The sequence below is a fragment of the Streptomyces sp. NPDC049040 genome (genome assembly GCF_043197715.1).
Classification (GTDB): domain Bacteria; phylum Actinomycetota; class Actinomycetes; order Streptomycetales; family Streptomycetaceae; genus Actinacidiphila.
Genome location: NZ_JBICTO010000002.1, coordinates 231071 through 254476 on the forward strand (window position 1 = coordinate 231071; position 23406 = coordinate 254476).

General features: G+C 72.0%; 18 protein-coding genes and 1 tRNA gene. 12 read left to right on the plus strand and 7 right to left on the minus strand.

Going from position 1 to position 23406, the window contains the following annotated elements:
* Positions 1 to 115: 115 nt before the first annotated feature.
* Entirely contained in the window at positions 116 to 1201 is a 1086-nt protein-coding gene (locus tag ACGFMP_RS05930; RefSeq protein WP_393670550.1) for a LacI family DNA-binding transcriptional regulator, read from the minus strand.
* A gap of 274 nt (positions 1202 to 1475) precedes the next feature.
* On the opposite strand from ACGFMP_RS05930, the gene ACGFMP_RS05935 reads away from it, so the two are divergent.
* The 7 genes from ACGFMP_RS05935 (at position 1476) to ACGFMP_RS05965 (ending at position 10764) form a co-directional block, all read left to right on the plus strand.
* Complete coding sequence (locus ACGFMP_RS05935) at positions 1476 to 2627, plus strand: Gfo/Idh/MocA family protein (protein WP_393670551.1); 1152 nt, start codon at positions 1476 to 1478, stop codon at positions 2625 to 2627.
* Positions 2624 to 3778, plus strand: coding sequence for a dihydrodipicolinate synthase family protein (locus tag ACGFMP_RS05940; RefSeq protein WP_393670552.1), 1155 nt, complete (start codon positions 2624 to 2626; stop codon positions 3776 to 3778). Before ACGFMP_RS05935 ends, ACGFMP_RS05940 begins: the two co-directional genes overlap by 4 nt.
* Entirely contained in the window at positions 3775 to 4620 is an 846-nt protein-coding gene (locus ACGFMP_RS05945) for a sugar phosphate isomerase/epimerase family protein (protein WP_393670553.1), read from the plus strand. Before ACGFMP_RS05940 ends, ACGFMP_RS05945 begins: the two co-directional genes overlap by 4 nt.
* Before the next feature lie 317 nt (positions 4621 to 4937).
* Entirely contained in the window at positions 4938 to 7157 is a 2220-nt protein-coding gene (locus ACGFMP_RS05950; RefSeq protein ID WP_393670555.1) for an ATP-dependent RecD-like DNA helicase, read from the plus strand.
* A 124-nt stretch (positions 7158 to 7281) separates the two neighbouring features.
* On the plus strand, positions 7282 to 8571 hold the full coding sequence (locus ACGFMP_RS05955; protein WP_327291045.1) for a citrate synthase: 1290 nt from the start codon (positions 7282 to 7284) through the stop codon (positions 8569 to 8571).
* A gap of 433 nt (positions 8572 to 9004) precedes the next feature.
* The gene (locus ACGFMP_RS05960) at positions 9005 to 9754 is read left to right on the plus strand and encodes an SDR family NAD(P)-dependent oxidoreductase (protein ID WP_393670557.1); all 750 of its coding nucleotides are present in this window, start codon (positions 9005 to 9007) and stop codon (positions 9752 to 9754) included.
* A 203-nt stretch (positions 9755 to 9957) separates the two neighbouring features.
* Entirely contained in the window at positions 9958 to 10764 is an 807-nt protein-coding gene (locus tag ACGFMP_RS05965) for a DedA family protein (RefSeq protein ID WP_393670558.1), read from the plus strand.
* Here ACGFMP_RS05965 and ACGFMP_RS05970 read toward each other — a convergent pair.
* Positions 10733 to 11506 (minus strand): TetR family transcriptional regulator, encoded by a 774-nt coding sequence (locus ACGFMP_RS05970; protein ID WP_393670559.1) that lies wholly within the window; start codon positions 11504 to 11506, stop codon positions 10733 to 10735. The genes ACGFMP_RS05965 and ACGFMP_RS05970 overlap by 32 nt on opposite strands.
* A gap of 114 nt (positions 11507 to 11620) precedes the next feature.
* Between ACGFMP_RS05970 and ACGFMP_RS05975 the strand changes: the two genes are divergently transcribed.
* On the plus strand, positions 11621 to 13861 hold the full coding sequence (locus tag ACGFMP_RS05975) for an MMPL family transporter (RefSeq protein ID WP_393670560.1): 2241 nt from the start codon (positions 11621 to 11623) through the stop codon (positions 13859 to 13861).
* A 3-nt stretch (positions 13862 to 13864) separates the two neighbouring features.
* On the opposite strand, the gene ACGFMP_RS05980 is transcribed toward ACGFMP_RS05975, so the two are convergent.
* Positions 13865 to 14068, minus strand: coding sequence for a MarR family transcriptional regulator (locus ACGFMP_RS05980; protein ID WP_393670561.1), 204 nt, complete (start codon positions 14066 to 14068; stop codon positions 13865 to 13867).
* Between the two features lie 293 nt (positions 14069 to 14361).
* Between ACGFMP_RS05980 and ACGFMP_RS05985 the strand changes: the two genes are divergently transcribed.
* Complete coding sequence (locus ACGFMP_RS05985) at positions 14362 to 15183, plus strand: dienelactone hydrolase family protein (protein ID WP_393670562.1); 822 nt, start codon at positions 14362 to 14364, stop codon at positions 15181 to 15183.
* Positions 15184 to 15222: 39 nt separating this feature from the next.
* On the opposite strand, the gene ACGFMP_RS05990 is transcribed toward ACGFMP_RS05985, so the two are convergent.
* The 4 genes from ACGFMP_RS05990 to ACGFMP_RS06005 form a co-directional block, all read right to left on the minus strand.
* The gene (locus ACGFMP_RS05990) at positions 15223 to 16245 is read right to left on the minus strand and encodes a sigma factor-like helix-turn-helix DNA-binding protein (protein WP_393670563.1); all 1023 of its coding nucleotides are present in this window, start codon (positions 16243 to 16245) and stop codon (positions 15223 to 15225) included.
* 83 nt (positions 16246 to 16328) lie between these two features.
* Positions 16329 to 16829 carry a MarR family transcriptional regulator gene (locus tag ACGFMP_RS05995; RefSeq protein WP_393670565.1) on the minus strand — a complete coding sequence of 167 codons (501 nt, stop codon included), beginning with the start codon at positions 16827 to 16829 and terminating at the stop codon, positions 16329 to 16331.
* Positions 16830 to 17123: 294 nt separating this feature from the next.
* Complete coding sequence (locus ACGFMP_RS06000; RefSeq protein WP_393670567.1) at positions 17124 to 18281, minus strand: lactonase family protein; 1158 nt, start codon at positions 18279 to 18281, stop codon at positions 17124 to 17126.
* Positions 18282 to 18647: 366 nt separating this feature from the next.
* Positions 18648 to 18720, minus strand: a tRNA-Arg gene (locus ACGFMP_RS06005).
* Positions 18721 to 19143: 423 nt separating this feature from the next.
* On the opposite strand from ACGFMP_RS06005, the gene ACGFMP_RS06010 reads away from it, so the two are divergent.
* From ACGFMP_RS06010 to ACGFMP_RS06020, 3 genes are all read left to right on the plus strand, one after another.
* Positions 19144 to 20787 (plus strand): dynamin family protein, encoded by a 1644-nt coding sequence (locus ACGFMP_RS06010; RefSeq protein WP_393670568.1) that lies wholly within the window; start codon positions 19144 to 19146, stop codon positions 20785 to 20787.
* A 143-nt stretch (positions 20788 to 20930) separates the two neighbouring features.
* The gene (locus tag ACGFMP_RS06015; RefSeq protein ID WP_393670570.1) at positions 20931 to 22811 is read left to right on the plus strand and encodes an ATP-binding protein; all 1881 of its coding nucleotides are present in this window, start codon (positions 20931 to 20933) and stop codon (positions 22809 to 22811) included.
* 167 nt (positions 22812 to 22978) lie between these two features.
* Positions 22979 to 23401, plus strand: coding sequence for a single-stranded DNA-binding protein (locus ACGFMP_RS06020; RefSeq protein WP_393670571.1), 423 nt, complete (start codon positions 22979 to 22981; stop codon positions 23399 to 23401).
* The last annotated feature ends 5 nt before the right edge of the window (positions 23402 to 23406 follow it).

Here is a 23406-nt window from a genome sequence, read left to right on the forward strand (position 1 = left end):
CCCTGACATCGACGCTGATCGCCGACGTCGATCCCGGCGTCGATCGTTGACTGAGTCAAAGGTAGGCCGACGGCGAGGCCGGAGGGAAGAGGGGTTTTCCAGCCTGTGGATAACTTCAGGACCGGCCGGTGGCGGGCGGCGCCGTGGACCCGCGGACCATCAGCTCGGTCGCGATCGTGGCCACCCCGCCGGGGGGCGGGGCGAGCCGTCCCATCACCAGCCGGCCGGCCCTGGCGCCGGCCTCCTGCAAGGGGATGCGGACCGTGGTCAGGGCGGGGGAGGTGTCGGCGCTGAAGGGCAGGTCGTCGAAGCCGGCCACCGACACGTCGCCGGGGATGCCCAGCCCGCGGTCGCGCAGCGCGGCGCACACCCCGAGCGCGACCGTGTCGTTGGCGGCCACGATCGCCGTCACGCCCAGGTCCCTGCGCAGCAGTTCGAGTGTCGCGTCGTAGCCGGCGTCCCGGTCGTAGCCGCCGTGCACCGTCAGCAGGTCGGTCTCCGCTCCCGCATCGGTGCCGGGACCCATGCCGCCGGCGGCGAGCGCCGCCAGGTGGCCGGCCAGCCGGTGCCCCGTCGTGCTGCGTTCCTTCGGCCCGGTCACGTAGCCGATCCTGCGGTGGCCGAGGGAGAGCAGATGCTCCGTCAGCCGGCGGGCGCCACCGTGGTTGTCGAAGGCCAGCGTGGTGAGCGGACCGCTGTCGCCCGGCAGGGTCAGCGGTGGCCGGCCGCACAGCACGATCCTGGTGCCCGAGGCGGCGAGCCGGGCGAGCCGCGCGGTGACCGCCGCGCTGTGCGCGGGGTTGTCCACGGCGCCGCCGGTGAGCACCACTCCTGCGGCCCGCTGGCGTTCCAGCAGGGTGAGATAGGTGAGTTCGGCCTCGGGGGACCCGCCGGTGTTGCAGACCACGGTCAGCTTGCCGCCGGGTTCGGCCGCGCCCACTCCGACCTCGGCCTGGAGCGCGCTGGCGATGAGCCCGAAGAAGGGGTCGGCCACGTCGTTCACGAGCACGCCGACCAGGTCGGAGGTGGCGGCGGCGAGCGCCCGTGCCTGGCCGTTGACGACATAGTCCAGTTCGGCCACCGCGCGCTGCACCCGCTCGCGGGTGCTGCCCGCCACCGGGTAGTTGCCGTTGAGTACGCGCGAGACCGTGGCGGACGACACCCCGGCGCGTGCTGCGACATCGGCCAGAGTCACTGCCATCTCGCTGCGGTCCTCCTCCGTTTTCGCGGATCCTGTGGATTCCGCGGGTCATGGTCTCATCCCCGCCGGGTGGCGTCATCGCGAACGTACCCCGATGTCATAGCAAGCGCTTACTCGACCTCCTGGGCAACCCTTGCCCGAATCGAGAGCGGCGGGTTAGCGTGAAGCTGAAAGAAAGCGCTTGCTGTACGCCTTGCTGCGGCGCTCGCCATCCGTTTGCCGCCATGGGCTCCGCCACGCCGGGCCCGCCGAACCACCGAGAAGAGGACCCCACGTGACACGCAGGACTGTGCGGATCGCCATGAACGGCGTCACCGGACGCATGGGATACCGGCAGCACTTGGTCCGCTCGATCCTCAGCCTGCAACAGCAGGGCGGGCTCGACCTGGGCGACGGCACCACGCTGTGGCCGGAGCCGGTACTGGTGGGCAGACGCGAGCACGCGCTGCGGGCCATGGCCGAGCAGCACGGCATCGAGCACTGGTCGACCGACCTGGACGCGGTGCTCGCCGATCCGACCGTCGACATCTACTTCGACGCGCAGGTCACCTCGGCCCGCGAGGCCGGGGTGCGCCAGGCCATCGCGGCGGGCAAGCACATCTACTGCGAGAAGCCCACCGCCACCTCGCTCGAAGGCGCCCTGGAACTCGCCCGGCTCGCCACCGCCGCCGGGGTCAAGCACGGCGTGGTGCAGGACAAGCTGTTCCTGCCGGGGCTGCAGAAGCTCAAGCGGCTGGTCGACGGCGGCTTCTTCGGGCGGATCCTGTCCATCCGCGGCGAGTTCGGCTACTGGGTCTTCGAGGGGGACTGGCAGAGCGCGCAGCGGCCCTCCTGGAACTACCGGGCCGAGGACGGCGGCGGCATCGTCGCCGACATGTTCCCGCACTGGGAGTACGTCCTGCACGAGACGTTCGGCCGGGTGCGCACGGTCCAGGCCCTGGCGGCGACCCACGTGCCGCAGCGCTGGGACGAGCGCGGCAAGCCCTACGACGCCACGGCCGACGACGCCGCCTACGGCATCTTCGAACTCGACGGCGGCGCCGTGGCGCAGATCAACTCCTCCTGGACGGTCCGCGTCAACCGGGACGAGCTGGTCGAGTTCCAGGTGGACGGCACGCACGGCTCCGCCGTGGCCGGGCTGCGCAACTGCCGTGTCCAGCACCGTTCCGCCACGCCCAAGCCGGTGTGGAATCCGGATCTGCCCGCCACGGAGGACTTCCGCGACCAGTGGCAGGAGGTCCCGGACAACACCGAGTTCGACAACGGCTTCAAGGCCCAGTGGGAGCTCTTCCTGCGCCACGTCGCCCTCGACGACCCCTGGCGCTGGGACCTGACGGCCGGTGCCCGCGGTGTCCAGCTCGCCGAACTCGGCCTCAAGTCCTCCGCGGAGGGCCGCCGTTTCGAGGTCCCGGAGCTGTCGCTGTGACGATCAGACTGCCCGACGCATCGGGCGTGCTGCGCGGCTACGCACCGCGTTCCCAGCCGGTGGCCCTGCCGACGGATCTGCCGCTGCGCAGCCGCGTCGTGTACTCGGCCGCCCATGTGGTGGCCGATCCGCTGCGCGCCGCGGCGGACGAGCCGGCCGCGGTGGACTGGGACGCGACGCTGGCCTTCAGGCGCCACCTGTGGGCGCACGGCCTCGGCGTGGCGGAGGCCATGGACACCGCCCAGCGCGGCATGGGCCTGGACTGGCCGGTGGCCGCCGAGCTGATCCGGCGGTCGTCCGCAGAGGCGCGCGCCGCCGGCGGCCGGATCGCCTGCGGCGTCGGCACCGACCAGCTGACCGGCCCTGCGGCCACCCTGGCCGAGGTGACCGCCGCCTACGAGGAGCAGCTCGCGGTGGTCGAGGAGGCGGGCTCGCAGGCCGTCCTGATGGCCTCCCGGGCGCTCGCGGCGATCGCCAAGGGCCCCGAGGACTACCTCGAGGTGTACGGGCACCTGCTGCGGCAGTCCTCCGACCGGGTGATCCTGCACTGGCTCGGCCCGATGTTCGACCCCGCGCTCGCGGGGTACTGGGGCAGCGCCGATCTCGACGCGGCCACCGGGACCTTCCTCGACGTGATCGCCGCCCACCCGGACAAGGTGGACGGCGTGAAGATCTCGCTGCTCGACGCCCGCCGCGAAGTGGAGCTGCGGCGCCGGCTCCCCGAGGGGGTGCGCTGCTACACCGGCGACGACTTCAACTATCCGGAGCTGATCGCCGGTGACGCGGAGGGCTTCAGCCACGCCCTGCTCGGCATCTTCGACCCGCTCGCGCCCCTTGCCGCCGCCGCGGTGAGCACCCTGGACACCGGGGACACCGACGGCTTCCGGCGGCTGCTCGACCCCACGGTGGAGCTGTCCCGGCACCTGTTCTGCGCCCCGACGCGCTTCTACAAGACAGGTGTCGTCCTGCTGGCCTGGCTGGCCGGCCACCAGGAGCACTTCACGATGGTCGGCGGACTCCAGTCCGCGCGCTCCCTGCCGCACCTGGCGCGGGCGTACGAGCTGGCCGACCAGGTGGGGCTGTTCCCCGACCCCGGCCTCGCCGAGGCCCGGATGCGCTCGCTGCTCACGCTGCACGGAGTGGACGCATGACCGGAACCGCGCCGCACGACCTCACGCGGCTGAGCATCAACCAGGAGACCGTCAAGCAATGGTCGCTGCCGGAGCTGGCCGCGGGGTGCGCGGCGGCCGGGATCGGCTCGGTCGGCCTGTGGCGGGCACCGGTACAGGAGTACGGCGTGGAACGCGCCGCCCGCCTGATGCGCGACAGCGGGCTGACCGTGACGTCGCTGTGCCGCGGCGGCTTCTTCACCGCGGTCGACCCGGAGTTGCGCGCCAGGGCGCTCGACGACAACCGCGCGGCGATCGACGAGGCCGCGGAGCTGGCCACCGGCACCCTGGTGCTGGTGTCGGGCGGCCTGCCGGTCGGCGACCGGGACATCGCCGCGGCCCGGGAGCGGGTCGCCGACGCGCTCGCGGTCCTGGCCCCCTACGCCGCCGAGCGCGGGGTGCGGCTGGCGATCGAGCCGCTGCACCCGATGTACGCGTCCGACCGGTGCGTGATCTCCACGCTCGGCCAGGCGCTGGAGATCGCCGGGAGTTTCCCCGCCGAGCAGGTCGGTGTCGTGGTGGACACCTACCACCTGTGGTGGGACGACCTGGCGCCCGCGCACACCGCGCAGGCCGGTGCAGCAGGCAGGATCGCGGCCTTCCAACTGGCCGACTGGGTCACCCCGCTGCCCGAGGGAGTGCTGCTGGGCCGCGGCCAGCTCGGCGACGGCTGCATCGACCTGCGCGCATGGCGCGAGCGGGTGGACGCGGCGGGCTACGAGGGGGCGATCGAGGTCGAGATCTTCAACCCCGGTCTGTGGGCGAGGGACGGCGCCGAGGTCCTGGCGGAGATCGCCGAAAGGTACGTCCGGCACGTCAGCTGAAAAAATCTTGAGAATTTCGGCGGTCGTAGGACAACCATGACGGCCGGTGGCCTGTCGTATATGGCACAACGGCTTCCGGGAGGGGTTTCGGGAGGCCGAGCGTGAAATGCGCCCGAGGGGGGCTTCGGGGGTAGCAGGGGGAGCGCGAGAGGGGTCCGGCAGCCGCCGGACCCCTCTCGCGCGTCCGCACCTCGCCAGGCCGGGGCGGCAGAGCTCCCCCTCGCGGGCGAGGGGGAGTTGTCCACAGGCCACGGACGCGGTGTCCGTGCCGGCCGGTACCTTCGGACCAGATCGGTTCCGGTGGAGGAGGCCCAGGCGTGGCGGACGGCGGGCTCGCGGTACTCGAAGGTGTCCTGGAGCGGATCACCTATGCCAACGAGGACAACGGATACACGGTCGCGCGGGTGGACACCGGCCGCGGCTCGGCGGACCTGCTGACGGTCGTCGGCGCGCTGCTGGGCGCCCAGCCCGGCGAGTCCCTCCGGATGCACGGCCGCTGGGGCTCGCACCCGCAGTACGGCAAGCAGTTCACCGTGGAGAACTACACGACGGTCCTGCCGGCCACCATCCAGGGCATCCGCCGCTATCTGGGCTCCGGCCTGATCAAGGGCATCGGGCCGCGGATCGCCGAGCGCATCGTGGACCACTTCGGGACCGGCACCCTGGACGTGATCGAGGGCGAGCCCAAGCGCCTGATCGAGGTGCCCGGCCTCGGACCGAAGCGCACCAAGCTGATCGCCGCCGCGTGGGAGGAGCAGAAGGCGATCAAGGAGGTGATGGTCTTCCTCCAGGGGGTGGGCGTCTCGACGTCCATCGCGGTCCGCATCTACAAGGGATACGGCGACGCGTCGATCTCCGTGGTGAAGAACCAGCCCTACCGGCTGGCCGCCGAGGTGTGGGGCATCGGCTTCCTGACCGCGGACCGGATCGCCCAGGCCGTGGGGATACCGCACGACAGCCCGGAGCGGGTGAAGGCCGGTCTCCAGTACGCCCTGTCACAGGCGACCGACAACGGCAACTGCTACCTGCCGCAGGAGCGGCTGATCGCGGACGCGGTGAAGCTGCTCCAGGTGGACACCGGGCTGGTGATCGACTGCCTGGGCGAACTGGCCCAGGAGGAGGGTGTGGTCCGTGAGAGCGTGCCCGCCCCCGACGGGGACGGCGAGCCGGTCACGGCCGTCTACCTGGTGCCCTTCCACCGCGCCGAGATATCGCTCGCGGCGCAGGTGGCGCGACTGCTGAAAGGGCCGGAGGACCGGCTCCCCGCTTTCCGGGACGTCGACTGGGACAAGGCGCTGAGCTGGCTGGCCGGGCAGACCGGGGCCGACCTCGCCCCCGAGCAGCAGCAGGCCGTCCGGCTGGCCCTGACGGAGAAGGTCGCCGTCCTCACCGGCGGGCCCGGCTGCGGCAAGTCCTTCACGGTGCGCTCGGTGGTCACGCTGGCACGGGCGAAGAAGGCCAAGGTGGTGCTCGCGGCCCCCACGGGGCGGGCGGCGAAGCGGCTGTCGGAGCTGACAGGGGCCGAGGCGTCCACCGTGCACCGGCTGCTGGAGCTGAAACCCGGCGGCGACGCCGCGTACGACAGGGACCGGCCGCTCGACGCCGACCTGGTGGTGGTCGACGAGGCCTCCATGCTGGACCTGCTGCTGGCGAACAAGCTGGTCAAGGCGGTGCCGCCGGGAGCCCACCTGCTCTTCGTGGGAGACGTGGACCAGTTGCCGAGCGTCGGGGCGGGCGAGGTGCTCCGCGACCTGCTGGCGGCCGAGAGCCCGGTGCCGGCCGTGCGGCTGACCCGGATCTTCCGGCAGGCCCAGCAGTCCGGCGTGGTCACCAACGCGCACCGGATCAATTCCGGGCTGCCCCCGGTCACCCAGGGGCTGCCCGACTTCTTCCTGTTCGCCGAGGAGGACTCCGAGGAGGCGGGCCGTCTCACCGTCGACGTGGTCGCCCGCCGGATCCCCGCCAAATTCGGCCTCGACCCCAGGCGCGACGTCCAAGTGCTCACCCCCATGCACCGCGGCCCGGCCGGCGCCGGCGCGCTCAACGGGCTGCTCCAGCAGGCCGTCACCCCGGCCCGCCCCGACCTGCCGGAGCGCCGGTTCGGCGGCCGGACCTTCCGTGTGGGCGACAAGGTGACCCAGATCCGCAACAACTACGACAAGGGCGCCAACGGCGTCTTCAACGGCACCGTGGGGGTGGTCACCGCCCTGGACGCTGTCGAGCAGCGGCTCACCGTGCACACCGACGAGGACGAGGAGATCGGATACGACTTCGACGAACTCGACGAATTGGCGCACGCCTACGCGGTGACCATCCACCGCTCCCAGGGCAGCGAGTATCCGGCGGTGGTGATCCCCGTCACCACAGGGGCGTGGATGATGCTCCAGCGCAACCTGCTCTACACGGCTGTGACCAGGGCGAAACGCCTGGTTGTCCTGGTCGGCTCCCGGCGTGCGATCGGGCAGGCGGTACGCACGGTTTCCGCGGGCCGTCGCTTCACAGCTCTCGACCACCGGCTGTCCGGAGGCGCAAAATAGGCACTCCGTGCCACTTTTCGGCCCCATGGCCGACCCCGAGTGCACGCGTGCGCGCCAAATGGGGGACAGTGGACGTAGTCAGGGCACCTCGAAGAAGAGGCAAAACCGTCGGTGAGGGAATGACGTGAGCGACAACTCTGTAGTACTGCGGTATGGGGACAGCGAGCACAGTTACCCGGTGGTTGACAGCACGGTCGGCGACAAGGGCTTCGACATCGGAAAGCTGCGGGCCGATACGGGCCTGGTGACGCTGGACAGCGGCTACGGCAACACCGCGGCCTACAAGTCCGCGATCACTTTCCTCGACGGCGAGGAGGGCATCCTTCGCTACCGCGGTTATCCGATCGAGCAGCTTGCCGAGCGCGGCACGTTCCTCGAGACCGCCTACCTGCTGATCAACGGCGAACTGCCGACGGTCGACGAGCTGGCGGAATTCAAGGGCGAGATCACCCAGCACACCCTTCTGCACGAAGACGTCAAACGGTTCTACGACGGCTTCCCGCGCGACGCCCACCCGATGGCGATGCTGTCGTCCGTGGTCAGCGCGCTGTCGACGTTCTACCAGGACAGCCACAACCCGTTCGACCCCGAGCAGCGCCACCTCTCCACGATCCGGCTGCTCGCCAAGCTGCCGACGATCGCGGCATACGCATACAAGAAGTCCGTCGGCCAGCCGGTGGTCTACCCGCGCAACGACCTCGGCTACGTCGAGAACTTCCTGCGGATGACCTTCTCCGTCCCGGCCGAGGAGTACCAGCTCGACCCGGTCGTGGTCAGCGCGCTGGACAAGCTGTTCATCCTGCACGCGGACCACGAGCAGAACTGCTCGACCTCCACCGTCCGCCTGGTCGGCTCCTCGCAGGCGAACCAGTTCGCCTCGATCTCGGCCGGCATCAGCGCGCTGTGGGGCCCCCTGCACGGCGGGGCCAACCAGTCCGTGCTGGAGATGCTCGAGGGCATCCAGGCCAGCGGCGGTGACGTGGACTCCTTCATCCGCAAGGTGAAGAACAAGGAGGACGGCGTCAAGCTGATGGGCTTCGGGCACCGCGTCTACAAGAACTTCGACCCCCGGGCGAAGATCATCAAGGCGGCGGCCCACGATGTCCTCTCCGCGCTCGGCAAGTCCGACGAGCTGCTGGACATCGCTTTGAAGCTGGAGGAGCACGCGCTCAGCGACGACTACTTCGTGTCCCGCAAGCTCTACCCGAACGTGGACTTCTACACGGGTCTCATCTACCGCGCGATGGGCTTCCCGACCAGCATGTTCACCGTGCTGTTCGCCATCGGCCGGCTGCCGGGCTGGATCGCCCAGTGGCACGAGATGATCAAGGAGCCCGGATCCCGGATCGGCCGTCCGCGGCAGATCTACACCGGCGTCGAGATCCGCGACTACGTCTCGGTCGAGGCCCGCTGAGGAGCCCCGCGTCCGCACACCGCACACTGCGGACAGGCAAAAGGAAGCGCCCCGCGCTGGATCCCCCCACGGGTCCGGCACGGGGCGCTCCCCGTTCCCCGGACGGATCCCCCCACGGGTCCGACCGGGAGCTTTTCGGCGGCTGCGCCGTTGCCGGGACGAAAACGGCCCGGGAGGGCCGCTCAAGCTCCCCGGGTGTCGCCCCGGCGACGCGTTCCGGACCGTCCCCCAAGACGGTCCGACCTACAGCCCCCCACCGGCTCCACCGGGAGCGCGGCGCTCAAGACATAAGACCCGCCAACCACTGTAATGGTTACGTTCTCCGCCGTGTGATCTACGTCTCTTCGCGAAGGCTGTTTCCGCAGGCTACCCCGCTCGCGGCCGGTTCGGGTGGATCCCGTAGCGTGCTGTCTCTTCTCGAGGGGTGGAGCACATGGCACAGAGCGCGGCAGCGGTGCGCAACATCGTCGTGACCGGTGGCGGTACGGGCATCGGGCGGGCCGTCTCGCTGCGCTTCGCCGAGGACGGCCACCGGGTCACGATCATCGGCCGCCGCCGTGAGGTACTGCACGCCACCGTCGACGAGATCCGGGCGGAGCGCGGGCTGGACATCACGCCGGTGGTCTGCGACCTGGCCGATCCCGACGACGTCGAGGCCGCGCTGTCGCAGCTGCCCGACCGGGTCGACGTGCTGGTGAACAACGCGGGAAGCCGGGAGCTCGCCGTCGGTGCGGGGCCGCACGGGGTGCTGGCCCGCTGGCGCGGCGACTTCGAGCGCAACGTCCTCACCGCGGTCCTGATCACCGAGTCGCTCCGTGACCGCTTCACCACCGAAAGCGGCCGGGTGGTGACGGTGACCTCGGTGGCCGCGCTGCGCGGCGGCGGCTCGTACGGCGCCTCGAAGGCGGCCCTGCACGCCTGGAACCACTCGCTCGCGGCGCAGCTCGGCCCGCAGGGCGTGACCTGCAACATCGTGGCGCCCGGCACGGTCGCGGGCACCGAGTTCTTCGGCTCGCGGCTCAACGACGCCGAGCTGACCAGGCGGGCGGGCCGCACCCTGGTCGGGAGGGTCGGCCGCCCGGCGGACGTCGCCGCCGCGGTGCTCTTCCTCGCCTCGCCCGACGCCGGCTTCATCACCGGCGAGATCCTCCAGTGCAACGGCGGCGAACTCCTCGGCCGGTGAGGCGTCCGACAGGCCTGCGTGCATTCCCCCGGGGCGCATCCGCCGGACGGCGTACCGGAGTTGGCCGTAATACCTGAGGAGTAGCCCTCCTGGGCCCTCAGGATGACCTTTCCCGTGAATCGGCTGAACACCGGTTAACCCGCTTGCCGTCCCCGCCCCCCGCTGTCAGCGTTGAACAAAGGGCGGGGAAGAGGGGCGGCGGGATGGACGTTGCACTGAGTGTGTCGGCACTTGACTTCACCTCCGGGCTCGCCGAGTACCTGCGGGGTGGGCACGTCATCTGGGCGTACGCGCTGCTTGCCGCTACCACGGCTCCGCCGCTCGTGCCCAACTCCGTGCTGCTCGTGACCGGCGGTGTGATGGCCGCGGAAGGCCATCTCAATCTCGCCCTCGTGCTGCTCGTGGTCGCCGGCAGCGCGCTGCTCGGGGATCTGGTCATGCACCGCTCCGGGCAGGCGCTCAGCTCCAGGGTGCTCAGCCGCATGCACCGCAAGCCGCGCCGTGAGGCACTGCTCAGGTGGGCGGCGATGCGCATCCAGCGGCATGGCGTGCCGTTCGTGATCGGTGTGCGGTTCCTGCCGAGCGGCCGGGTGATCGGGGGCCTCGCGGCGGGCATCATGCGCTATCCCGCGCGCCGCTACGCGATCGGTGCCGGGGTGGCCGAGGCGGTCTGGGCCTCGTATTCGGTCGGTGCCGGGTATGTGAGCGGGCGGGCCGCGTCGAATTCCTTCTACGCGCTTTCCCTGGGCCTCGGGATATCCCTGCTGGTCGCCGGCATCGGCATGGCCGCGCAGTGGGCCTCACGGGCCAGGGAACGCCGCCAGGGCACCGGTATGGCGCGGCCCTCGGCCGTGGTGGCGGCCTCACTCGCCCGTGAGGAGGGCGCGTCGACGACCCGGATCGCCGCACCGCCGGGCAGGGGCGGAGCGACCAGGGTCGGACCGCCCGCGGGGGACCGTGACGGTCACGACGGCACTTTCAGCTGCTCCTCGGCAGGGCGCGGGAAGTAGCCTCCTGCGCCCTGTCGGCGTCGGCGGCGGCCGCCGCACGGTCGGCCGCCGCCGCGTGCTGTGCGGCTGTCGCCCCCAGCGCCGCGTGCGCCGCCGATGTCTCGGCCGCTCCGATGACCACCGGCCCGGTGCCGACGTAGGGCGCGAGGTAGCGGTAGAGCATGCTCTTCATCTCCGCGGCGTACGCGGCGCGCTCCGCGCCCTCGCTCTGCACCACCAGGTCGAGCGCGGCCTTGAACATCGCGAAGGACATCTCGGCGATCAGCGTGCGTTCGACGGCGGAGAGCGACGGCCGGCGCAGGGCCAGGATCCAGGAGACCCCGTCGAGCAGCGTGGCATGCAGGGTGTCGTGGTCCTCCGCGACCTTGCCAGGCGCGTCCGGGCCCTTGATCAGCGCGAGGAAGGCGGGGTTGGCGCAGTTGAACTCGATGAAGGGGTCGGCCACCGCGTCGATGAGCCGGTCCAGCGGGAGCCGGGCGTTCTCCGCCGTGAAGACGCGCCCGTGCGCCTCCTCCATCTCCCTGATCAGCTTGCCGCCGAGCTCGACGGCGATGGCCTCCTTGTTCGGGAAGAACTGGTAGAGCGTGCCGGGTGACACGCCGGCCTCACGCGCGATGGCGTTGGTGCTGGACGCCGTGTAGCCCAGCGTGCAGAAGACGCTGGCGGCGGCCTGGAGCAGCTGGGTGATGCGCCGCTCGCCGCGCGCCTGGCGCCGCCTCGGTCTCTCGTCCGCCTCGGACACGTGTACTCCCAGGGGGGATTGACAAACACGAGCACCCGCTCGCATTCTTGGAATGCGAGCGGTCGTTCGTGTTTGTGATTTTATGTCGTTCTAGGGGGAGAGGACACCTCTGTCATGTCCGATGTCAACCGCACGGGTGCGGTCGGGGGCTGGACGCGGGCCGTGACAGCGAAGCCGCGACTGGTCCTGATGCTGGCGCTGCTGTTCACCGCGCTCGCCGTGGCCGCGGGAAACGGTGTCGGGGACCGGCTGTCGAGCGGCGGCTTCGAAGCCCCCGGCTCCCAGTCCTCGTATGCCACCGCAGCCCTCGCCGAGCACTTCCCCGACTCGCAGCCCAATCTCGTGCTGCTGGTCGACACCCGGGGCGCGGACCCGGACAGCCCCGCGGTCGCGGCGCAGGGGCGGCGGCTGGCCGGCAGCCTCGCCGCGGACCCCGACGTGGCCGGTGTGACCTCGTACTGGGACACCCGCGCGCCGGTGCTCCGGGCCGAGGACGGCAGCTCGGCGATGATCACTGCGCGGCTGCGAGGGGACGACGACGCGGTGGCCACCGAGGTCAAGCGGATCGCCTCGGCCTACCGGGGCACGCACGGGCCGGTCCGGGTGACCGTCGGCGGCAATGCCGAGGTCCTGCACGAGATGCAGACCACCATCCAGCAGGACCTGGTGCGGGCCGAGGCGATCGCCCTGCCGATCACCCTGGTCCTGCTGGTCATGGTCTTCGGCAGCGCCGTCGCCGCGCTGCTGCCGCTGGGCATCGGCGTCATCGCGATTCTCGGCACCAGCGCGGTGCTGCGCGGCATCACCGGATTCACCGACGTGTCGGTCTTCGCCGAGAACCTGACCACCGCGCTCGGCCTCGGACTGGCGATCGACTACGCCCTCTTCATCGTCCGACGGTTCCGCGAGGAACTGGCGGCCGGCGCCGAGCCACGCCCGGCGGTGGCGACGACGCTGCGGACGGCGGGCCGCACCGTGCTGTTCTCCGCGCTCACCGTGGCCGCCGCGCTGTCGGCCATGCTGGTCTTCCCGCAGTACTTCCTCCGCTCCTTCGCCTATGCCGGTGTCGCCGTGGTGCTGCTGGCCGCAGGGGCGGCCCTGATCGTGCTGCCGGCCGCGCTGGTGCTGCTCGGGGAGCGGGTCAACGCGCTGGACCTGCGGAGCCTGCTGCGCCGCAGGAGCGGCCCGGGGGGCCGGTCCGCGGCGGAGTCCGGCGCGCGCTATGCCGCGCTGGCCCGGCTGGTGATGCGCCGGGCCCCGGCCTTCGCGGTCGGTGCGGTGGCGGCGCTGCTGCTGCTCGGCCTGCCCTTCCTGCAGGTGCGGTTCGGTGCGGCGGACGACCGGCAACTGCCGGCCACGGCCGAGTCCCACACCGTGCAGCAGCACCTCCGGCAGGACTACGCCGGCAGTCCTGTCGGTGCGATCACGGTGCTCGCCGAGGGTGCCGACCCGGCCGGGCTGGCCGACTACCGGCGCCAGGTGGCGGCGCTGCCCGGCGTGATACGGGTGGAGGGCCCCGTCACCGGCAAGGAGGCGGGCACCGCGTATCTGACGGTGATCCCGCGCGGCGTGGCGGTGGACGCGGGCCCGCAGCACCTGGTCGGAGAGATCCGGGGAGTGCCGAGCGGCTTCCGCGCCTCGGTCACCGGACAGGCCGCTGTGCTGGTGGACACCAAGCACGCCATAGCGCGGCGACTGCCCTGGGCGGCGGGCATCATCGGCCTGGTCACGCTGCTCCTGGTGTTCCTGCTGACCGGCAGCGTGGTGGTCCCGGTCCAGGCGGTGCTGCTCAACGCCCTCAGTCTGACGGCGATGTTCGGCGCGGTGGTCTGGGTCTTCCAGGACGGCCATCTGTCCGGGCTGCTCGGATTCACCGCGACGGGCAGCATCGAGACCACACTGCCGGTGCTGATGTTCTGCGTGGCCTTCGGGCTCTCCATGGACTACGGCGTCTTCCTGCTCTCCCGGATCAAGGAGGAGTACGACAGGACCGGTGACCACCAGGGCTCCATCGTCTTCGGGCTCCGCAGGACCGGGGGGCTGATCACGGCCGCCGCGGTCATCCTCGCGGTGGTGATGGTCGCCGTCGGCATGTCCCGGGTGTCCAACACCAAGATGCTGGGACTGGGCATCGCCCTGGCGGTGCTGATGGACGCGATGGTGATCCGCACCCTGCTGGTGCCCGCGGTCATGCGGCTGACAGGGAAGGCCACCTGGTGGGCCCCGCCGGTGCTGCGCCGATTCCACGACCGCTTCGGCATATCCGAGGGCGCCGGGTCTCACGAGCCCGACACGGCAGTCGGGGCCCCGCGCTCCGGTGAACGGCGGGACCCCGAGCCCGCAGGCAGGAACTGACGGTCAGTCCGGATCCCGGCGGCCGCGGTTTCCCGGTCGCCGGGCGCTCCATGCCCTGATCGTGTCCGCGTACCAGTAGGGCTTGCCCCCTTCCACATGGTCGGGATCAGGCAAGTGCCCGTGCTTGCGGTAGGAGCGCACGGTGTCGACCTGCACGCGGATGTGCGCGGCGATGTCCGCATACGACCACAGGGTCCGGTCCGGCATGTCTGCTACCTCCGAGTGAATGTGACTGTCTGTCAGCAGACTTGTCGGGCCAACGACATGTGAGGGAAAGCCGCATGGGCTTGTTGATCTTCTGTGACGGGGAACCCGCGTAACGGTGACAAAAGTCGCGAACGGGTGACAGTGCGATCAGGTGGAGAGGGTGCCCGGACCGGCGGGCGGGAAGTATGGGGATGCGCGTCCACGGCCTTCCCAGGGGAAGGGCTTCACGCAGCCGGCCGGCGCGGCCACCGCCGTGCGCCACGGGGCGCACCGATCGCCGAGGAGAACCCCTGATGACCGGCCCCGCACCAGTACCCGCCTCCGACTTGACGGGTTGGCGCAGCAGCCCGTTCACCGGCGGCGGTTTCACCCATGACGTGTACGAGAAGGGCGAGGGGCCCGGAGTGGTGCTGGTCCCCGAGGTCCCCGGGATGACTCCCGAGACGATGGCTCTGGCGGACCATCTTGTCGGCAAGGCTTTCACCGTCGCGATTCCGTCCCCCTTCGGCGAGCCCGGTCGCAAGGTCAGCGCCGGCTACGCCGCCGCCACCTTCGCCAGGCTGTGCGTGTCCGCCGAATTCCGGGCGTTCGCCACCGGTGCGCACCGCCCTTTCGCCGACTACCTCAGGGCATTGGCCCGTGACCTGGCGGCCCGCACACCGGGGCGCGGGGTCGGCGTGATCGGAATGTGCTTCACCGGCGGCTTCGCGCTGGCCGCCGCAGTCGAGGACGTGGTGCTCGCACCGGTGCTGAGCCAGCCCGCGCTGCCCCTCCCGGTGGGCGCCAGGCGGGCCGCCGACCCCGGTGTGTCGCCGCAGGAACTGGACGCCGTGGTCGCCCGCACCAAGGAGTCGGGCCTGTGCCTGCTCGGTTTGCGCTTCAGTGAGGACAGGGGTGCGCCGCGAAGCCGCTTCGCGACCCTGCGCCGCAGTCTCGGCGAGGCCTTCGAAGTGATCGAAATCGATTCGGCGAAGGGCAACGAAGGGGGATTCAAGGCCACGGCGCACTCCGTACCGACCGCCGAGGTCAGGGACACCCCCGGGCACCCCGCTCTCGCCGCCCGCGAGCGGGTGGCGGAATTCCTGCGGGAGCGGCTGGCGCCGGCGGCCGGCTGATCACCCGCCCTGCCGCACGGGTCGCCGCGTGCCGCCCGCTCAGCGGTCCCGGCCGGGAGGCGGGTCCTGGGCCTGGTCCCGTACCTGGTCCTGCCTGGAGCCCGAGGGCCGGGGGACCCGGGACAGCTTGTCGGGATTGGTGACCAGGTAGATGCCCGTGACCCTGTCGTCGGGGGCGCCGAGGTCCAGCACCATGACGGCGTAGGGGGAGTCTCCGGAGAAGACGACCGCGGAAGGGTCGCCGTTGACATGCCGGTAGCGCACGTCGAGCCCTCTCGGCGGGTGCGACGCCGCGTAGCCGCTGAGGAATCTGGCGACGCGTTCCGGTCCGGACACCGGGCGAAGTGCGGAGCGGACCCTGCCGCCGCCGTCGGTCCACATCGTCACGTCAGGGCCGAGCATGTCCAGCAGCGTGGGAAGGTCACCGGCCATCGTGGCGGCGACGAACCGCTCGGTCAGTTGCCGCCGGAGCCGCGGATCCCCGGGGTGGTACGGGCGGCGGGACCGGACGTGCTCCCGTGCCCGGTGCGCCGATTGCCGGACGATGCCGGGGTGGCGGCCGAGGATCTCGGCGACCTCGGCGTGCGAGTAGCCGAAGACATCGTTCAGGACGAAGGTCGCCCGCTCCAGCGGGGGCAGCGTCTCCATCACCATCAGCAGCGCCATCGACACCGACCCGCTCCGTGGCGCCGGCCGGGAGACGCCACCGGCGGGGGGTTCTGTGGAAGGCGCCTTCTGCCGCGGTTCCGTGACCAGCGGTTCCGGCAGCCAGGGTCCGACGTACGCCGCTCGGCGGCGGCTGATGCCGGACTGCCGGGCCAGCGTGCGTGCCACGGCGATCCGCAGCAGGCACGCGTACAGCTCGCCGGGGTCCCGGTCGTGCTCTTCCGCCGGGTGCGGGCCGCCGTCGCTCACCCAGGCGAGCCAGGTGTCCCTGAGTACGTCCTCGGTGTCCGCGACGCTGCCGAGCATGCCGTAGACCACCGAGAAGAGCAGCTCGCGGTGTGCGGCGAACACCCGGGTGGCCGTGTCGTCGGGCAGCTCAGCGGGGTCGTCGGACATGCGTGGCCTCCTCGTTGAACGCACCTGTCCAACTGAGATGAGGGGCCGCGGTGAAGTGTGACATCGCCGCCGGGCGCGGGATGTCAGCTGTCGGCGAGCTCGTCGGTGGCGATCCGCCCGGCGCGTGACGTACGCAGCAGGAAGTCCGCGATCAGCACGAGTTCGTCGTCGTCGTATTCGGCGCAGATCCCGTCGACGGCGGTGTTCAGCCCGGAGAAGAGGTAGGTGACCTCATCGGCGCGCTCCTTGACCACCTGGACGAGTACGGCTCTGCGGTCGGTCGGATTCGGGGTGCGCACCACCCAGTTGCCGCGTTCCAGCCGGTCGAGCACGCCGGTCAGGGTGGCGGGGTGCATACCGGCGCGCTTGGCGAGGGCGGTGGGCCCGATCGGCCCGTAGCGGCTGATCAGGTCCAGGCATTCGAGGTCGGCGTCCCGCAGGTCGAGATGCATGCCGACCTGGTGGTTCAGCAGTGCCAACTGGACGCTCAGATCGCGGAGGCCGTCCCTGATCCTGTGGGTCAGCCGCCTCCGCCGCCGTGCCGCCGACGCGGCCGACGTGGCCCCGGGGAGTGTGGAATCCATACGCAAACGATCCTCGCATCGATAGCACGCGGAGAAAGCAAACTACCCCATGGCCCCGACGCGACTGCCGGGCGGCCGTCGCTTTACAGGCCGCCTTACCTGCGGTCCGGCAGAGGTGGCTACGGCGCACACCATCTCACAACCCCATAAGAGACTCGTACGACTTCCGCAAAACCTCGCCACCCTCACCGACCAGTGGTGCGGGCGGGAGTGGCGAGGCTGCGGGTGCACTACACGTACCTTTTCGATCGTGGTGTGTGGCGGATGCCGCGCAGGATGGCCGCGGCCCGCCTGTCAGCCGGCCGCGATGCCTTCGCCGCCGATCGCGCCGGGCACCGTGACCGAGCCGATCCGGGTGAGCGAGCCGTCGCGGCCGACGCGGAATTCGTCCACGACGCCCTGCGCGCCGGTCTGCACGTAGACGTTGCGGCCGTCGGAGGAGGCGGCGGCGTCCACCGTGCCGTCGTGGGTCGGGGTGTTGCCGAGCGCGGTCAGCGGGGCGTGCCGCTCGACCCGGTAGCCGGACAGGGTCGCGCTGCCCGCGTTGGACGCGTAGAGGTGGTCACCGGTCGCGACCACCCAGCAGGTCGCCATCTGCCCCGTGGCCGCGTCGCCGACCTGGTGCAGGGTGCCGTCACGGTGGACGGTGAAGGTGGCCACCGCGTTGGGTCCTGCCTCGGTGACCTGCAGCCGTCCCGCCCGGTCGAAGGTGAAGCCGAACGGGACCGCGCCGGGAGTCGAGGTCACCACCGGGCGGGCGGCGGGCGCGCCGGACGAGGTGAGCGGGAAGACGTCGATGGTGTCGGCCCCGGCCTTGGTGGTGACGACCAGCTTCGAACCGTCGGGGGTGAAGCCGACCTGGGCCGGGGTGTGGGTGAACTCCGGCGAGCCCGCGGCGAGGCCGAGGCCGCGGTGCCTGTCGGCCCGCAGGACCAACTGCCTGCCGTCCCACACGTAGCCCTGGACCGAGCCGCCGTCGCGCGCGTTGAGCACGTACACCTGGTTGCCGTGGGTGGCGACGCTCACCGGGAAGTCGCCGCCGGACGGGACGATCTGGAGGCGCCGCAACCGGTCGCCCTGGACCGCGAAGACGGTGACGGTGTCGCTGCCGGCGTTCACCGCGTACAGCAGCCCGTTCCCGCGGTCGTAGCCGAGCGCGCCCTGCGAGGCGAGGTGGTCCACGACCGAGCCGTCGAGCACGCCGCCGCGGCCCCCGGTGGCGTAGACCTCGCCGTGGCCGAGCGAGCCGTCGCGGTTGCGGTGGTAGGCCACGACGGTGTTCGCCGTGGGGTTGTCGCTCTGGACGAAGACGGGGGCGCTGTCGCGCTCGGTGGTGTGTCGCGGCGCGGCGGCGTCCGCGCCGGGGGCGGCGAGTACGGCGGCCGCCGCCACCGTGACGGTGCCGACGGCGGTTGCGAGGGCTGCGCGGGTCTTGCGGACGGTGGACGACATACCGATCTCCTCATACAGGTCGGAAAGCACTTTCGAGGTGCGTCCGGCATGCCTGGGAAGCCGCCGACTGCCGTGTGTGGCAACGGAGTCGGCGACTCGGGGAGTTGCTGCCGGAACGGTCGTCACGCTAACTCGCGCAACACGCCACTGTCGTGATGAAACGGGCATTTCGCCCCACCGTCCGGGGTTCGTAAGAAATGCCGGTGCGGGGTGCGGGAGTGTGCCGGCCGTGGGGGAGGCGGTCCTTACACGGTCGCTACGCGGGTCCCGTTACATTCCAGGCGACCCGCGTTTCGGTGGTCCGCGACATACGGCACCACCGGTGGCGGCGGCCGGCGCCCGGATGGGTCGTCGGCCGCGTGGGAGCGCCCCCGGCAGGACTCGAACCTGCGGCCAAGCGCTTAGAAGGCGCCTGCTCTATCCGCTGAGCTACGGGGGCCGGACAGTGGTCGCGGCTGTCTTCGCCCCTGGCTGGTTCCGTGACCTGTACCGAGGTCAAGGATAGGGCGCCGCGTCCGTGCTGCCGTCTGCTTCACCCGCGTGACACGTTGTGGAGGTTCGGTGAAGCGGTCCGATAATCGCAGGCAGGCGCGGAAGTCGCATCGCTTTTGACGGGTCGCAACACTGCTGTTGTGCACTCGTTATGCCCGTGGCTCATTCCGGCCCCTGAGCATCATGCGACACCGTGGAGCGGCGATTCGGCGGACTTCCGCGGCCCCTCCCGTGACCATCGGGCGGTCTTTCCGCGGGTCTTGAGTGGCTCCCGGGCCCCGGGCGGCAGGTCGCGCGGGCTGCCGCCGGTTGGGCGCATCCGGGCTGAATGCGGCCAATTACCCGAAATGCGCTTCGTAAATGCTCCAATATGGGGCATTCTGCCGACGTGGCGATCTTGGACGTACGGCCAGAGTTGATCGACGCGCTGTCCGCGCTGCGTGACCGCGTCGAGGCCGCCTGCTTCCCCTTCCCACTGCCCGGCGCGGGCCGGGCGCGCAGGAGCCGCCAGGAGTTGCTGACCCAGCTGGACGACTATCTGGTGCCCCGGCTCACGGCGCCGGAGGCGCCCTTGCTCGCGGTGGTCGGCGGATCGACAGGCGCCGGCAAGTCGACACTTGTCAACTCACTTATCAGCCGTCGTGTCAGCGAATCCGGTGTCCTGCGTCCCACCACCCGCACTCCGGTCCTGGTCTGCCACCCCGAGGACCGCGCCTGGTTCGCCGACCCGCGGGTGCTGCCCGGACTGACCCGCGCATGGGCCGTGCGCCAGCGGGTCAGGGGCGACGACGACGCTCCCGACCGCAGCGAGCCCGCCCGGGCCGAACTCCGGCTGGAGTGCGACGACTCCCTTCCGCGCGGCCTGGCCCTCCTCGACGCTCCCGACATCGACTCCCTCGTCACCCGCAATCGCGAACTCGCCGCCGAACTCATCTGCGCGGCCGACATCTGGATCCTGGTCACCACCGCCGCCCGCTACGCCGACGCGCTGCCCTGGCACATGCTGCGCACCGCCAGGGAGTACGACGTGACCCTGGCGACCGTCCTTGACCGCGTCCCGCACCAGATCGCCGACGACGTCAGCAGGCACTACGCCGCCCTGCTGGCCAAGGCGGGCCTCGGCGACGTGCCCCGCTTCACCATCCCTGAACTTCCCGAGTCGACCGGCGGCGGGGGACTGCTGCCGCAGACCACCGTCGCCGCGCTGCGCGAGTGGCTCACCCACTGCGCCCAGGACCCGGCCGCACGGCAGCACGCCGCCCGCCGCACGGCCGCCGGCGTCCTCGACTCGTTGCGCAGCCGCATGCCCGCCCTGGCCAACGCCTCCGCCGCCCAGCACGCCGCCGCGCTGCGGCTGGCCCGGGTCGCGGAGGACGCCTACGAGGTGGCCGCCAAGCACATCGACACCGCGGTGCGGGCCGGGGTCCCGCTGGCAGGCGAGGCGCTGGCGCACTGGCAGGGCTACCCCGCCTGCGGCGCAGGCACCCTCCAGCACGCGCTCGCGGAGGAACTGGCCGCGCTGGTGCGCACCGAGACCGACGCCGCGGACGAGCGCATCGCCGACATCTGGCAGCGCGACCCGGCGGGCCCCGCACTCCTCGACGACCCCGCCTGCCGCCCGGACCGCGACCGGGTGGCCGTCGCCGCCCGGATCGACAAGGGTGTACGCCGCTGGTGCCGGACCCTGACGGATCTCGCACGGGCCCATCTGCGGGCAGCACGCGACAGCGAGCGCCCGGCAGCCGCACCCGAGGACATCGCCGCCCTGCTGGCCACCGCGCTGCTCGGCGGCCGGCGCGGACGCGTCGCGGGGGAGCACCTCGCCGAGACCATCGGCGCCCAGGCCGCCCTCCGCATGCGCGACGCGGCGCGGGACCGGCTGGCCGACGCCGTCGCCGGGCTGCTCGACGGGGAGCGCGACCGCAGGCTCGCGCCGGTCGACAGCCTCGACGTCACGGCAGGGCAGCAGGCCGCACTGATCTCCGCGCTGTCCCTACTGCAGAAGGAGAGGTGATCCCGGTGCGCTCGACCACCAGCGGCCTGCCGGCCACGACCCCGGACGCGGGGCGCGGCCGCCCCGGCCCCGTGTCCCCCGCTTCGGGCGCGGGAGCAGGTTCCCACTCCGATCGCGGGCCCGTGGGGCCGGCGGGAGCCGTGGTGACCGACCCGCTCAGCGCGCGGGTGGACGCACTCGGCGAACTGCTCGGCCTGTCCAGGACCAGGATCAGCCCGGACGCCCTCGCCGAGGCCGGGCAGCTGCTGGAGCGGATCGGTGAGCGGCGGCGGCTCTCCCTCGAACACACCGTGGTGGCTCTGGCGGGTGCCACCGGCAGCGGCAAGTCGGCGCTCTTCAACGCCCTGGCCGGCCTTCCGCTGTCCGAGACCGGCATGCGCAGGCCCACCACGGCCCGCCCGATCGCCTGCGCCTGGCACCCCGATCGGGCAGCGGGCCTGCTGGACCGGCTCGGCATCGCCCCCCAGGACCGCTACGCCCGGCGAAGCGCCCGGATCCCGGCGCCGGCCGGTGGCGCGGGCCGCGACGAGGCGGCCGCCCTGGACGCCGACCCCGGCACCGGCGACTCCCGTGACGCCCTTGCGGATGGTGCCGCCGGTGCGGATCCACACCACGGGGGACCTGCCGGCGGCGGTTACGGCGGCGCTGCCGGAATCCCGGTCGGTGACGACGAGTGCGCGGCCGGCTCGCAGCTTGACGAGGCCGGCGGCGAGCGCGCCGACGGCGCCCCGGCCGAGCGGGCCGGCCTGGACGGACTCGTCCTGATCGACCTCCCGGACCACGACTCCGCCGCCCCCGGGCACCGTGCGCAGGTGGACCGGCTGCTCCAGCTCGTCGATGTCGTCGTCTGGGTGCTCGACCCCGAGAAGTACGCCGACGCGGCGCTGCACGAACGCTATCTGCGCCCCCTTTCCGGGCACGCCGATGTGACGGTGCTGGTGCTGAACCAGGTCGACCGGCTGCCGGGGGACTCGGCGGACCTGGTGCTCGACGACCTGCGGCGGCTCCTCGACGAGGACGGACTCGCGGTGGGCGAGCACGGCGAGGCAGGTGCGGTGGTGCTGGCCGCCTCCGCGCTCACCGGGCGCGGCGTGCCCGACCTGCGGGGTGTGCTGGCGCAGATCGTCGCGGAGCGCACCGCGGCCGGCCGCCGGCTGGCCGCCGACCTGGACCGGATGGCACTGCGGCTGCACCCGCTCTACGTGGGCGAGGGCGGCGCCGGTCTCACCGATCCGGCGCGGGAGGAATTCGTCGACCGGCTTGCGGACGCCGTGGGGGCGGCCGGGGTGGGTCAGTCGGTCGAAAGGGACTGGGTGGCTGCCGCCCGTGCGGCGTGCGGCACACCGTGGGAGCGGCTGAGGGGAGAACGGACCGCCGGGGGCGCCGGTTCCCCCGGCTTCCGGGAAACGCCGACTTCACTCGTACGGCGGAGCGCCCAGGCCGACGCGGGCGGCTTCGCCGGGCCCGTGGCCTCCCGGCCGCTGGTCGGAGAGGCCGTGCGCGGCTTGGCCGCCGACGCCGCCAGGGGGCTGCCGGGGCCCTGGGCCCAGGCGGTCCGTGAAGCGGCGCGGCGCGGCGGCGAGAGCCTGCCGGTGGCGCTGGACGGCGCCGCGCGGCGGGCGGAGCCGGGGCCGTCGGAGCGGCCCGGCTGGTGGTCGGCGGCCCGAGTCGTGCAGTGGCTGCTGATGGCGCTGGCGGTCGCGGGCGCGGTGTGCCTGAGCACACTCGCGGTCGGCTCGATCGAGCTCACCTGGTGGGTGCCGGTGGTGATGGTCGGGGTCGGCGGAATCGGCGGCCCGCTGGTCGCCGCGGGCTGCCGGGTCGCCGCCCGCGGTCCCGCGCGCAGATACGGCCAGACCGCGGAGCGGCGGCTGCGGGACGGCGCCGCCGACTGCGGCAGGGCGAGGGTGCTGGAACCGGTCGCGGCCGAGCTGATGCGCTACCGCGAGGTGCGCGAGCAGTTCGCGGTGGTCGCCGGTACCTCTCCGCGGGCGCCGCACGCGCGCGATCCCCACCCGGCATGATCCCCACGCGTGATGATGCCATTCCCCCACGTCCGAGTGACGCGTTTGTCCACAGGCACGCGGTTATCCACAGATTCGAGAGGGTCTCTCCGTGATTGCCCGGATACGGGGCACGATGTTCTCAGGGCGTCCCACCGCGGGACACCGCAGAGAGCGAGGACCGTGCGATGAACGAGACCCTGGTGACCGTCGTGGGAAACGTGGCGACGGAGCCCGAGATGTACACCACCGCCACCGGAGTGGGGGTCACCCGCTTCCGGCTTGCCACCACGGCGCGCCGCTGGGACGCGGAGCGCGGGGCCTGGACCGACGGCGCGACCAGCTTCTACACGGTGCGCGCCTGGAGGACCCTCGCGGGACACGTCAAGGAGTCGGTGGGGCTCGGCGAGCCGCTGGTCGTCCAGGGGCGGCTGAAGATCCGTGAGGACGAGCGGGACGGCCGCCGCTACACGGCGGCGGAGATCGAGGCGGTGGCCGTCGGGCACGACCTGGCACGCGGCGTCGCGCGATTCAGCCGGACCTCGGTGCCGCCCGCGACCCTCCCGGAGCCGGCGGCTCCACCACCGGTCGGCGCGGTGGCCGTGCCCTGATCCGG